The following is a 20332-nucleotide window of genomic DNA, read 5'->3' as shown; positions in this document are numbered from 1 at the left end:
GCGGCGCGGCTGGGCGCTCGCGCCACGGCACGCTCAGGAGTACAGGCTCACAGCTGCTTCAGCATCCGGGTGTTGCCCAGGGTGTTCGGCTTGACGTGTGCGAGGTCGAGGAACTCCGCGACGCCCTCGTCGGGGCTGCGGACGAGCTGCGAGTACACGTCGGGGTCCACGACCTGCTCTCCGATCTCGGCGAAGCCGCGACGGGTGAAGAAGTCCACTTCGAACGTGAGGCAGAACAGCCGCGAGACGCCGAGCTCGCGCGCGCGGTCCTCGAGCGTCTCGACGATGGCGCGACCCACGCCGTGGTGCAGCCAGTCGTCGTGGACGATGAGCGTACGGATCTCGCCGAGGTCCTCCCACATCACGTGCAGCGCGCCGCACCCGATGACGACACCGTCGGCCTCGGCCACGACGAATTGCTGCACCGAGCCGTAGAGCACGACCAGGTCTTTGCCCAGGAGGATGCGCTTCTGCACGAACGGCTCGAGCAGTTCGTGGATGCGTCGGACGTCGGCGGTTCCGGCGGGGCGGACGACGAACGGCGCGGATGAAGTCATCGTCCCAGCGTACGCCGCTCGGCTCGGCATCCCTGCGGGGTGTCCGGACCGTTCGACGCCATAGCCGGGTCACAGCCGCGGCAGGCGAAGTCCACACGCACGGGAGTAGCGTGATTCGTGGTGACGCGCGATCGTCACGAGCGGTCGCGCGATTCGTCCCCATCTCCGATGAAAGGACTGCTTCGTGCCTACTGTTGCCGAAAACATCGTCTCCGTCCTCCGCCACCACGGCGTGCAGCGTGTCTACGGCCTCCCCGGCGATTCGCTCAACGGGTTCACCGACGCCATCCGCCGAGACGGCGACATCCGCTGGATGCACGTGCGACACGAAGAGGCTGCCGCGTTCGCCGCCTCGGCCGAGGCGGAGCTGACGGGAGAGCTGACCGTCTGCGCGGGAAGCTGCGGCCCGGGCAACCTGCACCTCATCAACGGCCTCTACGACGCGAACCGCTCGAGGGTGCCGGTCCTCGCGATCGCCGCCCACATCCCGACCGCCGAGATCGGATCGACGTACTTCCAAGAGACGCACCCGCAGGAGCTGTTCCGCGAGTGCTCCGTGTACGTCGAATACGTCGCCGACCCCGTGCAGATGCCTCGACTGCTCGAGATCGCGATGCGCGAGGCGATCGAGAAGCGCGGCGTCGCCGTGCTCGTGATCCCCGGCGACGTGCTGCTGGCCAAGGCCAAGAACGACCGCGTCGCGACGATCGCGCGCACGACTCCCCGCATCACCCCCTCCGACGACGAGTTGCGGCGCACCGCCGAGGTGCTGAACGCGGCCGAGAAGGTGACCATCCTGGCCGGCGCGGGTGTCGCGGACGCGCACGACGAGGTGGTCGAGCTGGCTCGCCGCCTGCAGGCCCCGGTCGTGCACGCCCTGCGTGGCAAGGAGCACATCGAGTGGGAGAACCCGTTCGACGTCGGAATGACCGGTCTGCTCGGGTTCTCGTCGGGGTACCGGGCGATGGAGGATGCTGATGTCGTCCTCATGCTCGGGACGGACTTCCCGTACCAGCAGTTCTACCCGAGCCGTGCGAAGCACATCCAGGTCGATATCCGGGGCGAGCAGCTCGGACGCCGTCACCCGGTCGACATCGGCCTGGTCGGCACCGTGCGCGACACCGCCCGCGCACTCCTTCCCCTGCTGAACGAGGGACGATCGACGCGGCACGCCGACGACGCGCGTTCGCACTACCGGACAACCCGGTCCAAGCTCGACGATCTCGCGGTGCCGAGCGCCGCCGGCAAGCCGCTGCACCCCCAGTTCGTCGCACGGACGCTCGACCGTCTCGCCGCCGACGACGCGGTCTTCATTCCCGACGTGGGCTCTCCCGTGGTGTGGGCGTCGCGCTACCTCACCATGACGAGAGAGCGCCGTCTCATCGGGTCGTTCGCGCACGGGACCATGGCGAACGCCGTGTCGCACGCGATCGGCGCGCAAGCGGCCTTCCCCGACCGGCAGATCGTGGCTCTGGCCGGCGACGGCGGTCTGGCGATGCTGCTCGGCGAACTGATCACGATCGTCCAGAACGACCTCCCCGTGAAGACCGTCGTCTTCGACAACTCCTCGCTCAACTTCGTCGAGCTCGAGATGAAGGCCGCCGGCTTCGTCACCTACGGCACCGATCTGCGGAACCCCGATTTCGCGGCGGTCGCCGAGGCGATCGGCATCCGGTCGTTCCGTGTCGACGAGTCGGCGGACCTCGAGACCTCGCTCACCGCGGCCCTCGCTCACCCCGGTCCGGCGCTCGTGTCGGTGAAGACGGCCCGGCAGGAGCTGTCGATGCCCCCGTCCGTGACCCTCGAACAGGCCAAGGGCTTCACCCTGTACGCGATTCGGACGATCCTGTCCGGCCGGGGCGATGAGCTCATCGACCTCGCCGCGACCAACGCGCGCCAGCTGTTCTGACCCCGCTGGAGCGAACAGAGAAGGGGCCCGGATGCCATGGCATCCGGGCCCCTTCTTCGTCGCTGTGTCAGTTGCCGGCGAGGGTGTCGGGGGTGGCGGCGATCTCGCCCGCCGTCCCGACGCCGATCGCGACCTTCTCGCCGCGGGGGCTGGTCTCGAACGAGAACTGTCCGTTCTCGACGCCGACCTTGACGTGGTCGCCCGACTCGAGCTCGCCGTGCAGGATCTTCTCGCTGAGGCGGTCCTCGACCTCACGCTGCATGGCGCGGCGGAGGGGACGGGCACCGAGCGTCGGGTCGAAGCCGATCTCGATGAGCTTGTCCTTCGCGTCGTCCGACAGCTCCACTGTCATGTCGCGGTCGAGCAGACGGTCGGCCAGGCGTTTGACGAAGAGGCCGACGATCTGACGGAGCTCTTCCTTGTTCAGCTGCGGGAAGACGATGACGTCGTCGACGCGGTTGAGGAACTCGGGCTTGAAGTGGCGCTTGAGCTCTTCGTCGACCTTGCCCTTCATCCGCTCGTACGAGGTCTGCGCGCTGCCCTCGACCTGGAAGCCGACCGGGCCACCGGCGATCGCCGACGAACCGAGGTTCGTGGTCATGATGATCACGGTGTTCTTGAAGTCGATGACGCGGCCCTGACCATCGGTCAGACGCCCCTCTTCGAGGATCTGCAGCAGCGAGTTGAAGATGTCGGGGTGGGCCTTCTCGATCTCGTCGAAGAGCACGACCGAGAACGGCTTGCGGCGCACCTTCTCGGTGAGCTGGCCGCCCTCTTCGAAGCCGACGAATCCGGGAGGGGCACCGAACAGACGCGAGACGGTGTGCTTCTCACCGAACTCCGACATGTCGAGCGAGATCAGCGCGCCCTCGTCGTCGAAGAGGAACTCGGCGAGCGCCTTGGCGAGCTCGGTCTTTCCGACACCCGTGGGGCCGGCGAAGATGAACGAGCCCGAGGGGCGCTTCGGGTCCTTCAGTCCCGCACGCTGACGACGGATCGTCCGCGAAAGAGCCGCGATCGCCTCTTCCTGGCCGATGACGCGCTGGTGCAGCGCCTTCTCCATGAACATGAGGCGGCTGGACTCTTCTTCGGTGAGCTTGAAGACCGGGATGCCGGTCGCCTGGGCGAGCACCTCGGCGATCAGGCCCTCGTCGACCACCGCGTGCGAGGCGACGTCGCCCGAGCGCCACTGCTTCTCGAGGCGCAGACGCTCCGCGAGGAGGGACTTCTCCTCGTCGCGCAGCGAGGCGGCCTTCTCGAAGTCCTGCTCCTCGGAGGCCAGCTCCTTCTGCTCGCGGACCTTGGCGATCTTCTCGTCGAACTCCCGCAGCTCCGGGGGCGACGACAGAATCGACAGACGCAGGCGAGCGCCGGCCTCGTCGATCAGGTCGATGGCCTTGTCGGGCAGGAACCGATCGCTGATGTAGCGGTCGGCGAGGTTCGCCGCGGCGACGATCGCGCCGTCGGTGATCTGCACCTTGTGGTGCGCCTCGTAGCGGTCGCGCAGCCCCTTCAGGATGTTGATCGCGTGGGGCAGGCTCGGCTCGGCGACCTGGATCGGCTGGAAGCGGCGCTCGAGAGCGGCGTCCTTCTCGAAGTGCTTGCGGTACTCGTCGAGAGTGGTGGCACCGATGGTCTGGAGCTCACCGCGCGCGAGGAGCGGCTTGAGGATGGATGCCGCGTCGATCGCGCCCTCGGCGGCACCCGCACCCACGAGGGTGTGGATCTCGTCGATGAAGACGATGATGTCGCCGCGCGTGCGGATCTCCTTGGTGACCTTCTTCAGGCGCTCCTCGAAGTCACCGCGGTAGCGGGAACCGGCGATGAGCGAGCCGAGGTCGAGCGAGTAGACCTGCTTGTCCTTCAGCGTCTCGGGGACATCGCCCTTGACGATCGCCTGCGCGAGACCCTCGACGACGGCGGTCTTGCCGACGCCGGGCTCACCGATGAGGACCGGGTTGTTCTTCGAACGACGCGAGAGGATCTGCATCACGCGCTCGATCTCTTTCTCGCGCCCGATCACGGGGTCGAGCTTGTTGTCGCGCGCGGCCTGGGTGAGGTTGCGTCCGAACTGGTCGAGGACGGCCGATCCGCCCTGCGCCGCCGAGGACTGCTGCTCGCCGGCGCCGGTGGCGACACCCGCGGGCTCCTTGCCCTGGTAGCCCGACAGCAGCTGGATGACCTGCTGGCGCACCTTGTTGAGGTCGGCGCCGAGCTTGACGAGCACCTGGGCGGCTACGCCCTCGCCCTCGCGGATGAGACCGAGCAGGATGTGCTCGGTTCCGATGTAGTTGTGGCCGAGCTGCAGCGCTTCGCGCAACGACAGCTCGAGGACCTTCTTCGCACGGGGCGTGAAGGGGATGTGGCCGGTCGGCTGCTGCTGACCCTGGCCGATGATGTCCTGCACCTGCTCGCGGACGGCATCGAGCGAGATGCCCAGCGACTCCAGCGCCTTGGCAGCCACGCCCTCACCCTCGTGGATGAGGCCCAGAAGGATGTGCTCCGTGCCGATGTAGTTGTGGTTCAGCATCTTCGCCTCTTCTTGGGCGAGCACGACCACACGACGAGCACGATCGGTGAATCTTTCGAACATCCTCAGTCCCTCCAAAAATGGGCTGACAGGCACGCCTCCGCGCGCCGTACATCGAGAGTAACCAGCGGTCGGATGCCAGAGCCCCGTGTTCGCCGTGGGCATACCGCCCGTTCGCCCGGCGTTGCCAAACCCATCGATATTCGTTAGCGTATCGAAAATCAATAACAACGATCTTCGATAAGGAGCAACCCATGACAGCCCCTCGAGCCCAGGCGCGCGCCCTTTCGCGCGGCGATACCGTCGGCTTCGTGCTCTTCCTCCTGGGAGGCGTGGCCCTCGCGGTCGCTTCCGTCGTGCAGGCGGTGGTCGATATCGCAGCGGTCCTCCCCAACCGCGACATCACCCTGCTCGCGCCCTTCGCGGCGACCGAGGCGCAGGCACCGATCGGCCCCGACGGGGCGTCGGTGACGGTCCAGCTCGATTCCGCGTCGGTGACGGTGGCGAGCTTGCAGCCCGCGGCCTTGACGGCCCTCATCATCAGCCACGTGGTGTTCGCCGCCGCGATGGTGACCGTCGTGACGCTCCTGCTGGCCCTGTGCTTCGGAATCCTTCGCGGGCGGATCTTCTCGCGCCGCCACACCGCCCTCGTCACGGCCGCCGGCATCGTCGCCATCGCGGGGATGTCCCTCGTCCCGTTCTTCCACAACATGGCCGTGAACGGCGCGCTCGCCCGGGTGTCCGACGGCACCTACGACCGCGCGGTCGTCGGCACCGTCGACGTCTTCGCCCTCTTCGCGGTCGCTTTCGTCGTCGCCCTGGCGGGGACGGTGTTCGCGGTCGGCGACCGCCTCCAGCGCGACACCGAAGGCCTTGTATGACCCCGGCCGCCTCCGACGACGGGCCCACCGGCATCCACTGTCGCCTCGACGAACTCCTCGAGGCCCGGGGCATGACGCTGACGCGCCTCAGCGAGCTCGTCGGCGTCTCGGTGGTGAACCTGTCGGTGCTGAAGAACGACCGCGCCCGCGCGATCCGCTACTCGACGCTGTCCGCCATCTGCCGCGTGCTGCAGTGCGAGGTCGGCGACCTGCTCGTCGTGGAGCGGTGACGCCGGTTCCGATCGCCGGTGTCAGCGCGTGCCGAGCACCGGGATGGGCGTGCTCGCCTCGACCCCGCCGCCGGAGAGGACGAGCGACACGGCGCCCGAGCCGGCCTCACGGCCGATGTCGGCGAGAGTCACCCGCGGCGCGATATCCATCGTGCAGATCTGGTCGGCCGGCGGCGTCGCGAATCGGACGGCGACATCGGAGCCCGCGGCGGTGACCGCCTCGACGGAGGGGACGCACGTCGAACTGCCATAGGTGACGATCGCGACCAGGGAATCATCGACCCACCCGGCGGACGGCGAGAACTCAGCCGGGGCGGCGGGTGCGGTCGCGAGTCCCGCCAGGTTCGCCTCCCCCTGTGCCGCCCCCGTCACCGTGACGGCGAGGTTCTTGCTCGGGTCGACACCCGCGGGCAGGGCGACGAGCGTCGCCCGCGGAGCCATGTCGCGGGTGCACTCCTGTTGCGCCGACTCCGCGAGCTGCACCGTGACCGCGTCTCCGGCGACGCTCGGCTGACCGCTGAGCACCGGCGGGCACGAGGAGCTTCCGGTCGTGACGACGGCGATCGAGCGACCGCCGTCGACCCAGGCGGCCCCGACCTCGACGGAGGGCGCCGAGGTCTCGGCATCCGGGCTCGAGGTCATCCCCTCCGACATCGAGGGCGACGACGCACCTGTGGCGCATCCGGCGAGAGCGCCGGCGACGACGAGGCCGGCGCCGACCATTCCGATCAGGGACAAACGATGACGTGACATGAGAACCTCCGGGGCGAGTTCTGACTCATGATGTCGGAGAATCCTGGATCCCGGCGGCGAATGCCGCGGCACGTCACTGCAGCGCGGAGGTGAGACGGGCCAGGTTGTCGAGGATCGTCGAGCGCAGCGGTTGACGGCGCCACTCCTCGATCGTCAGCTGGCGACTCAGGGTGCGGTAGGCGTCCTCGACGCCGCGCATGTCGCGCACGAACTCCTCGCCACGCACGAGGAGCGACACCTCGAGGTTCAGACCGAACGATCGCATGTCCATGTTGCTCGACCCGATGACCGCGACCTCGTCGTCGATCGTGACGCTCTTGCTGTGCAGGATGTAGGGCTTCCGGTACATCCAGATCGTGACGCCGGCGTGCAGCAGGGCCTCGTAGTAGCTGCGCTGCGCGTGATAGACCATCGCCTGGTCCCCCTCCTCAGAGACGAAGAGCTCGACGTGGACGCCGCGCTGACAGGCGGTCGTGATCGCGAGCAGCAGCGCCTCGTCGGGCACGAAGTACGGACTGACGATGATGATGCGTTCCTTCGCCGCGAACAGCAGACCGAGGAACAACTTGAGGTTGTTCTGGAAGTCGAACCCGGGGCCCGAGGGCACGACCTGGCAGTCGAGATCGCCCGGGCCGGACGTCACGCTGAACAGGTCGATCTCGTCACGGAGGGTCTCGTCGGTCTCGCTGTACCAGTCGGAGAGGAAGACCGCGTTGATGCTCGCGACGACGGGCCCTTCGACGCGGACCATGAGGTCGACCCAGTGCAGACCGCGGCGGATGTTCTTGCGCAGGTTGTACGACGAGTCCGTGACGTTCTGCGAGCCCATGTACGCGACGTCGCCGTCGATCACGAGGAGCTTGCGGTGGTTGCGCAGGTCGGGCCGCTGGTACCTGCCGCGCAGCGGCTGGACGGGCAGCATGAGGTGCCAGTGGGCCCCCATCGCGTCGAGGCGGCGAAGCGTCTGCTTGTAGAACGGCTTGCCGCGGTTCGCCCAGTGATCGAGCAGGACCCGCACCACGACGCCGCGCTCCGCGGCTTCCTCGAGGGCGCGGAAGAAGTTGTCGGTCGAGTCGTCGGTCTGCAGGATGTAGAACTCGACGTGGACGTAGCGCTGAGCCCGCCGGATGGCCTCGGCCATGGCATCCAGGCTCCGCTGATAGTCGGAGATCAGGGTGGCGGCGTTGTCGCCCGCGATCGGCATGGCACCCAGATTGCGGTTGAGCTGGACGAGCGCACGGAACCACTGCGGGGCGTTGGGGCGCAGGGTGCCGAACTCGAGAGAGGCACTGGTGTCGTGGATGTAGTGGTTGATCGCCGTCTGCTTGCGGCGACGCTTGCGCGGCAGCCGCGGGTTGCCGATCAGCAGGAAGAGGAAGACACCCACGAACGGGATGAAGTAGATCGCGAGCAACCACGCCATCGCCGCGGTAGGCCGTCGGTTGCGCGGGACGACGATGATCGCCGCGATGCGCACCACCAGGTCGACGACGAAGAGCGTGATGACGAGCCAGCTCGCGTCGAACGTGGCGTTGAGCACGGGTCCTCCTGGACGGGTTGTGGACCCAGCGTAGCGACGGCCTCGGACAGAGCCCGGAGGGTTGTCAGGCGGCGGGACCGTCGCCGGTGCGCGCGACGGGAGGCAGACCGCGCTTGGCGCGCTCCTCCGCTTCGATGCGGGCGTAGGCCTTGCGCTCGGTGCGATCCATCCGGATGACGTTGCGGAGGATGAAGAAGAAGACCACCGACACCACGAGGGTCGGCAGAATCGCCCACAACATCGCGGTCCAGGTCTCGTCCATGGTGTCGAGGATACCCGTGCTGGCTGAGCGCACGGTCTGCGGGGGCTCCTCCCCAGGCCGCCGATGCGGACATTCCTCCACGATCGAGCTATAGAGCCCCGCGCGCGGGCGTCCCGTTTCGCCACCCTCGAGCCATGACATCCACCGTCGTCTCCGTCACCTCGTCCGCGTCGTTCCTCGCCCTCGTCCCGCGCCTGCTCGAATGCACCCCGAGCGAGAGCCTCGTGCTCGTGCCGTTCGCCGAGTCCCGCTCGCTCGGCGCGATGCGCGTCGATCTCCCCACCGCCGCCCGACCGGCATCGGTCGAGAGCATCGCGTCGACGGTCATCGGCATGGCCTGCAAGATCGCGCGGACGGATGCCGTGGCGCTCGTCGTCTACACCGATGACGCCCTCGCCGACGTGCCGGCCCTGCCGCACCGGCCGCTCGTCGACGCTGCCATCGCCCGGGCGGATATCTGCGGGCTTCGCGTCGTCGACGCCCTCGTCGTCGGAACGGACGGATGGGACAGCTACCTGTCCCCCTCGGCCTCCGATCCGCATCCGCTGGACGAGATCACCTCGTCGCCGGCCGCCGAGCCCCGGTCCTCCCTCGACGAAGACCAGTTCGCCGCGGCCCAGCTGCCGCCAATCGATCCCGCGCTCTCGCGACGCGTGCTCTCCGCGCTGCGGAAGGTCGAGCGCGTGCTCGGCGGCGCTCACGAACGGCGCCCGCTCCCCGTGCTCACACGTGCCGCGGCGGCCCATCCCGCTGCCGCTGCGATCGCGGATCCGCCCGTACTCCTCGAAGATGCGCTGGCGACGGCGCCATCCGAGCTCGATATCGCTCAGATCGCGGCCGTCGCCTTCTGCCTCGCCCGCCCGGCACTGCGCGACGTGGCGCTCATGCAGTGGGCGTCCGACCTCGCCACGGGGGACGCCACTCTGCACGCGCAGACGGCGTACCACCGCGGCACGCCGTTTCCCGAGGGCCTCGCCCGTCCGATGTGGGGCGAGGGGGCCCATCCCGACCCCGACCGGCTGCGCCGTGCGCTCGAACTCTGCCGGTTCGTGGCCGCAGCCCTCCCCCGAGAGCGTCGCCCCGGTGCGCTGTCGGCGTGCGCCTGGCTCGCGTGGGCGACGGGTCGCTCGTCTCACGCCGCCCTCTATGCCGAGACGGCCATCGAGATCGACGCGGACCACGGCCTGAGCGCCATCGTGCTCGACATCATCGAGGCCGGACACCTACCGGAGTGGGTGTTCGAGCGTCCTACTTCACCAGCGGGAACAGGATCGTCTCGCGAATGCCCAGTCCGGTGATCGCCATGAGCAGGCGGTCGATGCCCATGCCCATGCCGCCGGTGGGGGGCATGCCGTGCTCGAGGGCTCGCAGGAACTCCTCGTCGATCGGCATGGCCTCCACGTCGCCCCGCGCCGCGAGCTTCGCCTGCTCGGTGAAGCGGTGACGCTGGATCACGGGGTCGACGAGCTCGGAGTAGCCGGTCGCGAGTTCGAAGCCGCGCACGTAGAGGTCCCACTTCTCGACGACCCCCGCGATCGAGCGGTGCTCGCGGACGAGGGGGCTGGTGTCGACGGGGAAGTCCATGACGAAGGTCGGCCGTGTCAGGCCGCCCTTGACGAAGTGCTCCCACAGCTCTTCGACCCACTTGCCGTGGGTGTCCTGGGGCGGGGCGTCGACGCCGGCCTCGTCACCGAGGGCTCGCAGTTCGTCGAGCGAGGTCTCGGGGGTGATCCGACGACCGGATGCCGCCGACAACGAGTCGTACATCGAGATGCGGTCCCACTCGCCGCCCAGGTCGTACTCCGTGCCGTCGGCCCACGTGACCGTGGTCGAACCGGCCACCGCGATGGCGGCATCCTGGATCAGGGTCTGGGTCAGATCGGCGATGCCGTTGTAATCCGTGTAGGCCTGGTACGCCTCGAGCATCGCGAACTCGGGGCTGTGCGTGGTGTCGGCCCCCTCGTTGCGGAAGTTGCGGTTGATCTCGTAGACCCGGTCGATACCGCCCACGACGGCGCGCTTGAGATAGAGCTCGGGCGCGATGCGCAGGAACAGCTCGGTGTCGAAGGCGTTCGAGTGCGTCGTGAACGGACGCGCACTCGCGCCGCCGTGCTGCACCTGCAGCATGGGGGTCTCGACCTCGACGAAATCGCGCTCGGTGAAGGTGCGACGCAGGCTCGCGTTCACCTTCGCGCGCGCCAGTACCGTCTCGCGCGCGCGGTCGCGGACGATCAGGTCGAGGAAGCGACTGCGGACGCGGCTCTCTTCGCTGAGCTCGGTGTGGAGGTTCGGCAGGGGCAGTACGGCCTTCGCCGCGATCGTCCACTCGGAGACCATGATCGACAGCTCGCCGCGGCGGCTCGAGATGACCTCGCCCGAGACGAAGACGTGATCGCCGAGGTCGACGAGCTCCTTCCACGCCTGCAGCGACTCCTCACCCACACTCGCGAGCGAGACCATGGCCTGGATGCGGCTGCCGTCGCCGGACTGCAGAGACGCGAAGCAGAGCTTGCCGGTGTTGCGGCTGAACACCACGCGGCCGGCCACCCCGGCCGTCTCACCGGTCTCGGCGCCGGCTTCGAGTTCGCCGAAACGTGCGCGCAGCTCGGGAATCGTCGTGGTGACGGGGACGGCGACCGGATACGGACCGCCCGCGGCGTCGGAGCGTTCCGCGAGCAGGCGCTCGCGCTTGGCCAGACGCACCGCCTTCTGTTCGAAGACCTCGTCTTCGGTCGGTTCGGCGGCGTCGTTCGCGGGCGCGTCGGTCATCAGGAAGGCTCCTCGGGGTCTCCCCCAGTCTATTCGTCGTCCCCGGCCGCCCCGGAGTCGCCGCCCGTCGGGCCGGCGTCAGCGCAGCGAGATCTCGGCGTTGTCGATGAAGCGGTGGCCGCCCACGGTGGCGGCGATGAGTGCGAACGCGCGACCGCGGTGCCCATCGTCGACGGGCAGGAACGTCTCGGGATCGACCACGCTGAGGTATTCGAGCGTGATGCGCTGCTCCCCCATGAGCGCCGACTGGGCCGCCGCGATGCACGCGTCGACCCCGAGGTCGGAGTTCGATGCCGCCGCCTCCAGCGCACGCGGAAGAGCCGCCGCCGCGCGACGATCCGCTGCGTCGAGCAGAGCCACGCGGCTCGATACGGGCAGGCCGTCGTCGGTGCGCACGGTCGGCACCGTCGCGATGTCGACCGAGAAGTCGAGGTCGCGCACCATCCGACGCACGAGGAAGATCCGCTGGAGGTCGCGCTCGCCGTACACCGCGACGTCAGGGCGAACGAGGTGGAAGAGCTTCGCTTCGACGGTGAGCACCCCGTCGAAGTAGAACGGGCGCACGCGCCCCTCGTAGCGCAGCCCGATGTCCCCCGCCGAGACGCGCGTCGTGGCCGTGCCCGCCGGAAGGAACTCTTCGACCTCGGGCGCGAAGACGACGTCCACGCCGAGGTCGGCGAGCACGCGCGCATCGGACTCCGGCGAGCGGGGATAGGCCGCCGTGTCGGCGGCCGCGCGGAAGCGCAGCGGATTGACGAAGGTCGACACCACGACCACGTCGGCGAGGTCACGGGCTTCGCGGATGAGGTCGACGTGACCGTCGTGCAAGGCGCCCAGGGTCGATACCAGGGCGACGCGCGGGCCGGGGACCGATCGATCTGCGCCTCGGATCTCGCCGAGTCGGGTGCGCAGATCCTCGAGGGTGCGGATCATCCGTCGATCGTAGCGGTGCCGTCGAGGTCGTCACGGCGCCCGCCCTCGACCAGCGCCTGGTCGACGCTCGACCGGACGAGCGCGGACAGGTACGCGCCGGGGTTGTCGACCCCGATGCGAGCGAGCAGAGCAGAAGACTGGCGCACGATCGAGCGCGAGAACTCCGTCGCCGTCGCGATGGCCTCGGCGTACGTCGCCCGATCGTCCTCCGCGACCACGATCGGTTCACACCCGAGTTCGACGGCGAGGGCCTGCGCGATCGGCAACACCGGAGCGGGGGCCGTGACGGCCGCATACGACTGGGCCAGCTGGCGCAGGTCGATCGACGACACCCCCGTGAAGGCCATGGCGGGATGGATGGCCAACGGAATGGCGCCGCTGCGGGCGGCGGGATCCAGCACCCGCGCCCCGTACGCGGCGTCGGTGTGCAGCACCAGTTGGCCGGGCTGCCACGCGCCGACCTCGGCGAGGCCCGCGACCAGACCCGGAAGCTGGTCGTGGGGTACGGCCACGACCACGAGCTCGCTGCGTCGGACGACCTCGTCGGGCGCGAGCACCGGCAGCCCCGGGAGAATGGCCTCGACGCGGTCGTCATCGGACCCCGACGTGATCCCCGTCAGAGCGTGGCCCGCGCCGGCCAGCGCCGCCGCGACGACAGGTCCGACGCGTCCGGCCCCGATCACGCCGACGCCGAGGCGTCCGTCGCGCCCGGCGCTCATCCGGCCCACCGGTGGGTGCGGTCGATCGCCGCCGCGTCGACGCCTGCTCGAGCCGTCCGCTCGAACAGCGTGAGCGCGTCGTCGCGGTCGAGAACGCCGACCGACGTCTGCACGGTGCCGGCGATCACGTGGGCGACGAGGGTGGCGGTGCCCGTGGCGCGGGCGAGCGGCCCTTGGTGCAATCCGATCGACTGCAATCGCGCGAGGGGGACGACGCTCAGCGAACGCCACACCCATCCGCGGCGCAGGAGCAGCGCGTCGGTGGTCAGCAGCGCCCCGTTGCGGCGCCAGGACAGGGGGCGCAGCCACCGGGCGCGCTTCGGGGTCGTCACGTACGGGTCATCGTCCACCGGACCCAGGATGCCGTCGCGGAACAGCAGTGTCCATTCGTCGACCGACAGACCGGGGGCGAGGATGCGCAGAACGCGTTCGACGTCGTCACGCGTGCCGATCGGCAGCACCGCTGCCAGCTGATCGTTGCTCGTGTCGGTCGAGGACCGCCCCGAGAGACGGTTGACCGAGATCGTCCACCATCCGAAGGGACGCCACATCAGGGGCTGTCGCACCTCGATCGCGTGCACGCGGCCCGGCGGCACGACCTCGGACACCGTCGTGAACAAACCGAAGGTCACGCGGACACCGTCGACCGTCGGGGCGATGGAGTACCGCAGTCCCCGGGCGATAGACCGCACGTAGTACGCCCCGAAGGCGAGGAACATCGGAACGACCGTGAACAGCAGCCACAGCGTCGACACCGACGCCGCAACGACGATGCCGACGACGAACGCGATCAGGACAAGCGTCGATCCACTCAGGACACGGGATGCCACGAGCCGACCGAACGGAAGACGCACGATGCTCTCCGGCTCGGCGTCGGAGAGGTCCTCCCCCTCGACGAACCCCTGCAGGCCCGAGCCCACGGCCGCCGCCGCCTGCCGTGCGAGCGAGGAGCGCCCGCCGGAGTCCGCCCGCGCTTCCGCGAGACGCCGACCCGATGCGAGACGGAGGATGTCGCCGCGGATGGCTTCAGCATCCTTGCCGGAGAGGTACTCCAGCTTCACGTTGGCATCGAGCCCCGCACCGACGACCTCGAGTTTGGCGAGCCCCAGCAGGCGCGCGAGCATCGGGCGTGTCAGGTTCACACCCTGCACGCGGTCGAGAGGTGCGCGACGGTGCGTGCGGAACAGCACGCCCGAACGCACCTCGACGTCGTCCTCGCCGATGCGCAGGGTGTGGAAGCGCCACGACAGTCGGAACAGCACGAGCAGCACGATGAGCACGACAAGCGCGGCAGCGGCGGCGATCAGGATCAGATTGTTCGCGAGAAGGAAGTCGACCGGGTCGGGAGGAATCGCCCCCGGGGGCAGATCGGTGAACACCGGGAAGACCCACTCGACGAGCCGCTCCCGCAGGTTCGCCACGATGACGCCGATGATCACGAGGAGCGTCAGTCCGCCGCGCAACAACGGCGTCAGAGGATGGAGCCGATGCCACTCTCCGTCGCTGTACGGCGAGCGGACGACCGTCCGCTGCGGAGGCGGCGGGGCGGGGACAGAGCCCGCGGTGTCCGGATCGGTCACAGTCCGGTCCGGCGGGTTTCCGCGACGGCCACCAGCGTGTCACGCAGGTTCTCGGCCGCCTCCTGGGTGAGCCCGGGGATGGTCACACCCGTCGACGCCGCCGCGGTCACGAGCTTGAGTTGAGCGATGCCGAAGCCCCGGTCGAGGGGACCGTGAGTAATGTCGACGAGCTGCATCCGGCCGTACGGCACGGCGACCACCCGCTGCCAGAGGATGCCTCGCCGGAACACGAGGTCGTCGCGACGCAGTTGATAACCGAAGGAACGCGCTTGGCGCGGGGTGATGACGAGCCCGATCGCGGTGACCAGCAGGATGACCCCCGCGGGGATCCACAGCCACGCGAAACCGGTGAGCGCCTGAACGGCGACCGCTGCAACCAGCACCAGGGCGAACACCGCCCCCTGGGAGATGAGCTGCACCCGGACGTACGCGCGGGCCAGCTGATGCCACGTGCCCTCGCCGAGCGGCAAGCGGCGCGGCGAGCGGGGTTCGAGGATGCGATCGTACGTGCCGTCGACGCGCACGTTCGCATCGATCGCTCGACCGCCGTCTGCCTGAGCAGAAGCATCGGTGGGAGCTGCGTCGGTGGGAGCAGCGTCGGTGGCAGCAGCGTCAGCCGGAGCAATCTCACCCGGAGCGGCGCCGTCCGGAGCGGCGCCGTCCGGAGCGGAGTCAGCCGGAGCAGAGTCACCTGAAGCAGCATTAGCCGGATCGGCCCCATCAGGAAGAGCGGCGGCCGGATGAGCTGCGACGGGGCGACGATCCGCGCGAAGAGCGCCGGAACGCTCCGCTCCGGTTTCCGCCAAAGCCCCCGTCTCGGGCCCCTCAGATCCCGACGGGTCCTGCGGGGGTGTTCCCTGGGGCGTCGTCATCGTCGTCCTTCCGGATGGTGCAGAGCTGCTCGGCCACGAGTCCCGCGACGACGAGGATGACCGCGCACACGAGCGTCGCGATGATCGATCCCATCGAGCCTATCGAGGGCACCACGGGGCGGGTCACCAGGAACGCGATCAACCCCGCCGCGAATCCGGCCGCGGCCGCGCCGAGAAGGGACGACGCCTTCGCCAGCATCGCGACGCGCACCGCCCGGAACGGATCGATCGGCCGCGTGTTCCGGCCCCGCGTCGCCCGGAACACGGGGATGGCGAGCACGACGATGACCGCGGCGAGCAAAGCCAGGATCGTGGGCAGGCTCGCCGCCGGAACGAACGTCGACCGGCCCATCGCCGTGAGCGACGTGTCGAGCAAGAACCCGACGACGAGGCCGACGATGACGGCGATCGTGAGGATGCCGGCTCCCGTGCGCTTCATTCGGCACCTCCCCGCAGCCTGTCGAGCAGGTCGGCGACGCGTCCGCGCCCGGGGATCTCGGCATCCGGATCCACGTCGAGCCACGGCGCGAGCACGAACTCGCGTTCGTGCGCGCGGGGGTGCGGAACGACGAGATCGTCCCGGTCGATGCGCTCGTCCCCATAGGCGATCAGGTCGAGATCGAGGGTGCGGTCACCCCAGCGCTCGCGGCGCACGCGGCCGTGCCGCGCCTCGATCCGGTGGAGGGATGCCAGCAGCTCCTCCGGCGACAGGCGCGTCTCAAGGACAGCCACCGCGTTCAGGTACCGGGGAGCGTCCTCGTCCTCGCCCTGCAGCGTCACGGCCACCGTGTCGATCGGCTCGGACACGCGGACGTCCGTCGTGAGAGTCAATCGCCGCAGCTCCTCCACCGCGGCCTCGAGAGTCTCGCGCCGGTCGCCGAGGTTGGCTCCCAGCGCGACGACCGCGTGCGCGGGCGTGGGGCGCGGGGCCCCGTCGATCCCGTGGGCCAACCGCACGTTCACGACCGCGACCTCGAGATGGTCACGGACACATCGCCGAAGGGCACGGTGATGGGCGCCTGCGGTTTGTGCACGGTGATGGTGACGGCATCCACCCGCTCGTCGGTGAGGACCGCGTCCGCCAACCGCTGCGCCAGTGTCTCGAGCAGGTCGACCGGGTCGCCCTCGACGATCTCGACGAGACGCTCGGCGAGTTCGCCGTAGTGCACCGTGTCGACGACGTCGTCGGTCTCGGCCGCCCGTCGAAGCGAGAGGAACAGGGTCGCGTCGACGACGAACTCCTGCCCGTCGCGCTTCTCGTCAGGGTAGACACCGTGGTGCCCCACGGCACGCACCCCCGTCAGCGTGATCCGATCGGCATCCATCAGGCCTCCCAAGCGCGGGCGACGGCGAGCGCGTCGCGGGTGGTCGGTACATCGTGCACGCGGACGGCCCACGCGCCGGAACGGGCGGACAGCGCGCTCGTGACGGCGGTCGCGAGGTCGCGGCGGGCCAGGTCGGCGTCGTCGCCGATCACCTCGGCGAGGAATCTCTTGCGACTCGTGCCTACGAGCACCCGGATCCCGAGCTCGGCGATCTGCGGCAGCGCGCGCAGCGTCTGCCAGTTCTGCACCCCCCGTTTGCCGAAGCCGATACCCGGATCGAGGATCAGTCGCGACCGGTCAATCCCCGCGGCACGGGCCGCCTCGACCCGTTCGGCGAGTTCGTCCGACACCTCTCGGGCGACGTCCGCGTAGTCGGCTCGGGCGTACATCTCGGTCGACGGGCCACGCCAGTGACCGAGCGCGATCTCCGCCTCGGTCTCGGCGACGGCGGCGAGCATGTCGGGGTCGGCGAGACCTCCCGAGACGTCGTTCACCAGGCGGGCCCCGGCTCGCACCGCGGCGACCGCCGTGGCGGCGTTCATGGTGTCGATGCTCACGAACGAGCCCTCGGATGCCAGCGCCTCGACGACCGGCAGCACGCGCTGCTGCTCCACACGCGGCGCGACCCGCTCCGCGCCCGGCCGGGTCGACTCCCCGCCGACGTCGAGGATCTCGGCGCCCTGCTCGCGGAGGAGCCGGGCATGGGCGAGGGCCGCATCGGGGTCGAGGTAGCGTCCGCCGTCGCTGAAGGAGTCGGGGGTGACATTGACGATCCCCATGATGAGGGTCACGCGCGCGCCCCGATCAGCGCAACGAGCTCGGCCCGGGCCACCGGATCGCCGTACACCCCGCGAGCGGCGATCGTCACGGTCGACGCGTCGAGCTGCCGACCGCCCCGCATCGTGACGCACTCGTGCACGGCATCGAGGACGACGAGCACACCGCGCGCGTCGAGGGCCGAGGCGATCGTGTCGGCGACCTGCTCGCCCAGCCGCTCCTGCACCTGCGGGCGGGCGGCGAGGATGTCGATGACGCGCGGCAGCGCTCCCAGGCCGACCACTTCTTCACCGGGCAGGTAGGCGACGTGTGCGCGGCCGCGGAACGGCAACAGGTGGTGCTCGCACATCGACCGGAAAGCGATGTCGCGCAGCATCACGGCACCCGAGGGGAGGGTATCGGGCGCCGGCCCGCGCGACACCGAGATGGTGTGCTGCAGCGGAGCGCCGGCATCCTGATTCACTCCCCCGAAGAACTCGGCCCAGGAGTCGGCCACGCGGGTCGGGGTCTGGCGGAGCCCGGGGCGATCGGGGTCCTCCCCGATCGCCTCCAGGAGCTCTCGCACCAGGACGGCGACGCGTTCACGATCGACGGCCACGGAGCCTCAGGCGGTAGCCGGGCGCGTCTGTCCGCTCGGACGGGGCTGCGCCTTCGTCGCGGCCTGCGCCTCCGCCTCGGTGGATGCCGCGATGCCGGCGGGCTGCTGACGGCGGGGCACCTCGATGGGAGGCTGGTCCGACACCGGCCGGTCGCCCGACGACAGCCACTGCGGCCGCGGCGTCAGACGCTTGACGTCGGTGAAGATCTCGGCCAGCTCGTTGTGGTCGAGGGTCTCCTTCTCGAGCAGCGCCAACGCGAGACGATCGAGCACCTCGCGGTTGTCGTTGATGACCTGGTAGGCCTCGTTGTGAGCCTGCTCGATGAGCGCGCGCACCTGCGCATCGACACGCTCGGCGATGCGCTCCGAAAAGTCGCGGCCGTGGCCCATGTCGCGGCCCATGAAGACCTCGCCCGAGGAGCCGCCGAGCTTGACCGGGCCGACCTCGTTGGTCATGCCGTACTCGGTGACCATCTTGCGAGCGATGCTCGTCGCCTTCTCGATGTCGTTCGAGGCACCCGTGGTGGGGTCGTGGAAGACGATCTCTTCGGCCACACGGCCGCCCATCGCGTACGTCAGCTGGTCCTGCAGCTCGTTGCGGGTGACGGAGTACTTGTCGTCGAGGGGAAGCACCATCGTGTACCCGAGCGCCTTGCCGCGCGGAAGGATCGTGACCTTCGTGACGGGGTCGGTGTGGTTCATCGCCGCCGCGGCAAGGGCGTGACCGCCCTCGTGGTACGCCGTGATGAGCTTCTCTTTATCCTTCATCACGCGAGTGCGGCGCTGGGGCCCCGCGATCACGCGGTCGATGGCCTCGTCGAGGGCGCGGTTGTCGATGAGCTGCGCGTTCGAGCGGGCGGTGAGCAGCGCCGCCTCGTTCAGCACGTTCGCGAGGTCGGCACCGGTGAAGCCGGGCGTCTTGCGGGCGACGACCTCGAGGTCGACCGAGTCCGAGAGGGGCTTGCCGCGACCGTGCACCTCGAGGATGCGCTGACGACCCTTCAGATCGGGCGCGTCCACCCCGATCTGACGGTCGAAGCGGCCCGGGCGCAGCAGGGCGGGGTCGAGGATGTCGGGGCGGTTGGTCGCCGCGATGACGATGACGTTGACCTTGGGGTCGAAGCCGTCCATCTCGACAAGCATCTGGTTCAGCGTCTGCTCGCGCTCGTCGTGACCGCCGCCCATACCGGCGCCGCGGTGGCGACCGACGGCGTCGATCTCGTCGATGAAGATGATGGCCGGGGAGCTCTCCTTGGCCTGGTTGAAGAGGTCGCGGACGCGGCTCGCGCCGACACCGACGAACATCTCGACGAAGTCAGAGCCCGAGATCGAGTAGAACGGCACGCCCGCCTCACCCGCGACGGCGCGGGCGAGCAGGGTCTTGCCGGTTCCGGGAGGGCCGTAGAGCAGCACGCCCTTCGGGATGCGGGCGCCGACCTCTTCGAACTTCTTCGGGTCCTTGAGGAATTCCTTGATCTCGTCGAGTTCTTCGATCGCCTCGTCGGAGCCGGCGACGTCCTGGAACTTGACGGTGGGGGTCTCCTTCGTCACGAGCTTGGCCCGCGACTTGCCGAACTGCATGACCTTGCTGCCACCGCCCTGAGCGCTGGAGAGCAGCCACCAGAAGAGCAGACCCAGGATCACGAGCGGCAGCATCAGGCCGAGGATGCTGTCGAACCAGCTGGGTTTCGGCACGACGTCGTTGAAGCCGTCGGACGGGTTCGCCGCGTCGATCGCGCTGGCGACCTCGTTCGCACGGGCCTGGCTGAAGTAGAACTGCACGTCGTTCGCGCCCTCGAAGGGCTGCGACAGCTTGAGGTCGACGCGCTGATCAGGATCGTTCGTCACGACCTGGCTCACGGTGCCGCCCTTGAGCAGGTCCAAGCCCTCCTTGGTGGAGACCTGGCGGGCACCGCTCAAGTTGGAGATGAGCGAGAAGCCGATGACCAGGAGCAGACCGACCAGCAGAACGTAGATGATCGGATTTCGCGTGATCTTCTTGAAATTCATGGTGGGCGAGCCCAGCCCTTTCGTGATCCTCCGCAGAAATGCGGTCGCAACAGGCTAACGCCCGCGGACTATGCCGGGCCTGTGCGT

The 20332-nt window shown here is 69.2% G+C and carries 20 protein-coding genes; 4 read left to right on the top strand and 16 right to left on the bottom strand.

Features of this window, described 5'->3' with window-relative positions; genetic code table 11:
- Nucleotides 1–47: 47 nt before the first annotated feature.
- Nucleotides 48–557: an amino-acid N-acetyltransferase gene (locus tag J2X55_RS04580; protein WP_115915989.1), complete on the bottom strand. Its 510-nt coding sequence runs from the start codon at nucleotides 555–557 to the stop codon at nucleotides 48–50.
- A gap of 184 nt (nucleotides 558–741) precedes the next feature.
- Between J2X55_RS04580 and poxB the strand changes: the two genes are divergently transcribed.
- The gene (gene poxB / locus J2X55_RS04575; RefSeq protein WP_309822092.1) at nucleotides 742–2466 is read left to right on the top strand and encodes a ubiquinone-dependent pyruvate dehydrogenase; all 1725 of its coding nucleotides are present in this window, start codon (nucleotides 742–744) and stop codon (nucleotides 2464–2466) included.
- A gap of 67 nt (nucleotides 2467–2533) precedes the next feature.
- Here poxB and J2X55_RS04570 read toward each other — a convergent pair whose 3' ends face one another.
- Nucleotides 2534–5059, bottom strand: coding sequence for an ATP-dependent Clp protease ATP-binding subunit (locus tag J2X55_RS04570; protein ID WP_115915991.1), 2526 nt, complete (start codon nucleotides 5057–5059; stop codon nucleotides 2534–2536).
- A 191-nt stretch (nucleotides 5060–5250) separates the two neighbouring features.
- Here J2X55_RS04570 and J2X55_RS04565 point away from each other — a divergent pair, with 191 nt between their 5' ends.
- Nucleotides 5251–5877, top strand: coding sequence for a hypothetical protein (locus J2X55_RS04565; protein WP_309822090.1), 627 nt, complete (start codon nucleotides 5251–5253; stop codon nucleotides 5875–5877).
- Complete coding sequence (locus J2X55_RS04560; protein ID WP_115915993.1) at nucleotides 5874–6107, top strand: helix-turn-helix transcriptional regulator; 234 nt, start codon at nucleotides 5874–5876, stop codon at nucleotides 6105–6107. Before J2X55_RS04565 ends, J2X55_RS04560 begins: the two co-directional genes overlap by 4 nt.
- 21 nt (nucleotides 6108–6128) lie before the next feature.
- On the opposite strand, the gene J2X55_RS04555 is transcribed toward J2X55_RS04560, so the two are convergent.
- The 3 genes from J2X55_RS04555 to J2X55_RS04545 form a co-directional block, all read right to left on the bottom strand.
- Complete coding sequence (locus J2X55_RS04555) at nucleotides 6129–6860, bottom strand: hypothetical protein (RefSeq protein ID WP_309822089.1); 732 nt, start codon at nucleotides 6858–6860, stop codon at nucleotides 6129–6131.
- Nucleotides 6861–6933: 73 nt separating this feature from the next.
- Nucleotides 6934–8364 carry a cardiolipin synthase gene (cls, locus tag J2X55_RS04550; protein WP_396653254.1) on the bottom strand — a complete coding sequence of 477 codons (1431 nt, stop codon included), beginning with the start codon at nucleotides 8362–8364 and terminating at the stop codon, nucleotides 6934–6936.
- A 100-nt stretch (nucleotides 8365–8464) separates the two neighbouring features.
- Nucleotides 8465–8662 carry a hypothetical protein gene (locus J2X55_RS04545; RefSeq protein ID WP_115915996.1) on the bottom strand — a complete coding sequence of 66 codons (198 nt, stop codon included), beginning with the start codon at nucleotides 8660–8662 and terminating at the stop codon, nucleotides 8465–8467.
- Between the two features lie 134 nt (nucleotides 8663–8796).
- Between J2X55_RS04545 and J2X55_RS04540 the strand changes: the two genes are divergently transcribed.
- Nucleotides 8797–9960 (top strand): DUF4192 family protein, encoded by a 1164-nt coding sequence (locus J2X55_RS04540; RefSeq protein WP_309822086.1) that lies wholly within the window; start codon nucleotides 8797–8799, stop codon nucleotides 9958–9960.
- Here J2X55_RS04540 and lysS read toward each other — a convergent pair.
- From lysS to ftsH, 11 genes are all read right to left on the bottom strand, one after another.
- A complete protein-coding gene (gene lysS, locus J2X55_RS04535) occupies nucleotides 9911–11431 on the bottom strand; it encodes a lysine--tRNA ligase (protein ID WP_115915998.1) in 1521 nt (506 codons plus the stop codon). The genes J2X55_RS04540 and lysS overlap by 50 nt on opposite strands.
- Before the next feature lie 78 nt (nucleotides 11432–11509).
- Nucleotides 11510–12364: a pantoate--beta-alanine ligase gene (panC, locus tag J2X55_RS04530; protein WP_115915999.1), complete on the bottom strand. Its 855-nt coding sequence runs from the start codon at nucleotides 12362–12364 to the stop codon at nucleotides 11510–11512.
- Nucleotides 12361–13083 carry a DUF2520 domain-containing protein gene (locus tag J2X55_RS04525; protein ID WP_115916000.1) on the bottom strand — a complete coding sequence of 241 codons (723 nt, stop codon included), beginning with the start codon at nucleotides 13081–13083 and terminating at the stop codon, nucleotides 12361–12363. The genes panC and J2X55_RS04525 overlap by 4 nt, the downstream gene beginning before the upstream one ends.
- Nucleotides 13080–14663 carry a PH domain-containing protein gene (locus J2X55_RS04520; RefSeq protein ID WP_309822083.1) on the bottom strand — a complete coding sequence of 528 codons (1584 nt, stop codon included), beginning with the start codon at nucleotides 14661–14663 and terminating at the stop codon, nucleotides 13080–13082. The genes J2X55_RS04525 and J2X55_RS04520 overlap by 4 nt, the downstream gene beginning before the upstream one ends.
- The gene (locus J2X55_RS04515; RefSeq protein WP_309822082.1) at nucleotides 14660–15187 is read right to left on the bottom strand and encodes a PH domain-containing protein; all 528 of its coding nucleotides are present in this window, start codon (nucleotides 15185–15187) and stop codon (nucleotides 14660–14662) included. The genes J2X55_RS04520 and J2X55_RS04515 overlap by 4 nt, the downstream gene beginning before the upstream one ends.
- Nucleotides 15188–15488: 301 nt before the next feature.
- Entirely contained in the window at nucleotides 15489–15974 is a 486-nt protein-coding gene (locus tag J2X55_RS04510) for a DUF3180 domain-containing protein (protein WP_115916002.1), read from the bottom strand.
- Nucleotides 15971–16498, bottom strand: coding sequence for a 2-amino-4-hydroxy-6-hydroxymethyldihydropteridine diphosphokinase (gene folK, locus J2X55_RS04505; RefSeq protein ID WP_309822080.1), 528 nt, complete (start codon nucleotides 16496–16498; stop codon nucleotides 15971–15973). The genes J2X55_RS04510 and folK overlap by 4 nt, the downstream gene beginning before the upstream one ends.
- Complete coding sequence (gene folB / locus J2X55_RS04500) at nucleotides 16495–16860, bottom strand: dihydroneopterin aldolase (protein WP_115916004.1); 366 nt, start codon at nucleotides 16858–16860, stop codon at nucleotides 16495–16497. The genes folK and folB overlap by 4 nt, the downstream gene beginning before the upstream one ends.
- The gene (gene folP, locus J2X55_RS04495; RefSeq protein WP_115916005.1) at nucleotides 16860–17651 is read right to left on the bottom strand and encodes a dihydropteroate synthase; all 792 of its coding nucleotides are present in this window, start codon (nucleotides 17649–17651) and stop codon (nucleotides 16860–16862) included. Before folP ends, folB begins: the two co-directional genes overlap by 1 nt.
- Nucleotides 17648–18235 (bottom strand): GTP cyclohydrolase I, encoded by a 588-nt coding sequence (gene folE / locus J2X55_RS04490; protein ID WP_115916006.1) that lies wholly within the window; start codon nucleotides 18233–18235, stop codon nucleotides 17648–17650. Before folE ends, folP begins: the two co-directional genes overlap by 4 nt.
- A gap of 6 nt (nucleotides 18236–18241) precedes the next feature.
- Nucleotides 18242–20245 carry an ATP-dependent zinc metalloprotease FtsH gene (gene ftsH, locus J2X55_RS04485; protein WP_309822079.1) on the bottom strand — a complete coding sequence of 668 codons (2004 nt, stop codon included), beginning with the start codon at nucleotides 20243–20245 and terminating at the stop codon, nucleotides 18242–18244.
- Nucleotides 20246–20332: the final 87 nt, after the last annotated feature.

The sequence above is a fragment of the Microbacterium sp. 1154 genome (assembly GCF_031455375.1).
Taxonomy (GTDB): domain Bacteria; phylum Actinomycetota; class Actinomycetes; order Actinomycetales; family Microbacteriaceae; genus Microbacterium.
Note: the sequence above shows the minus strand (reverse complement) of the source record. Positions and strands in the feature narration are given on the sequence as shown.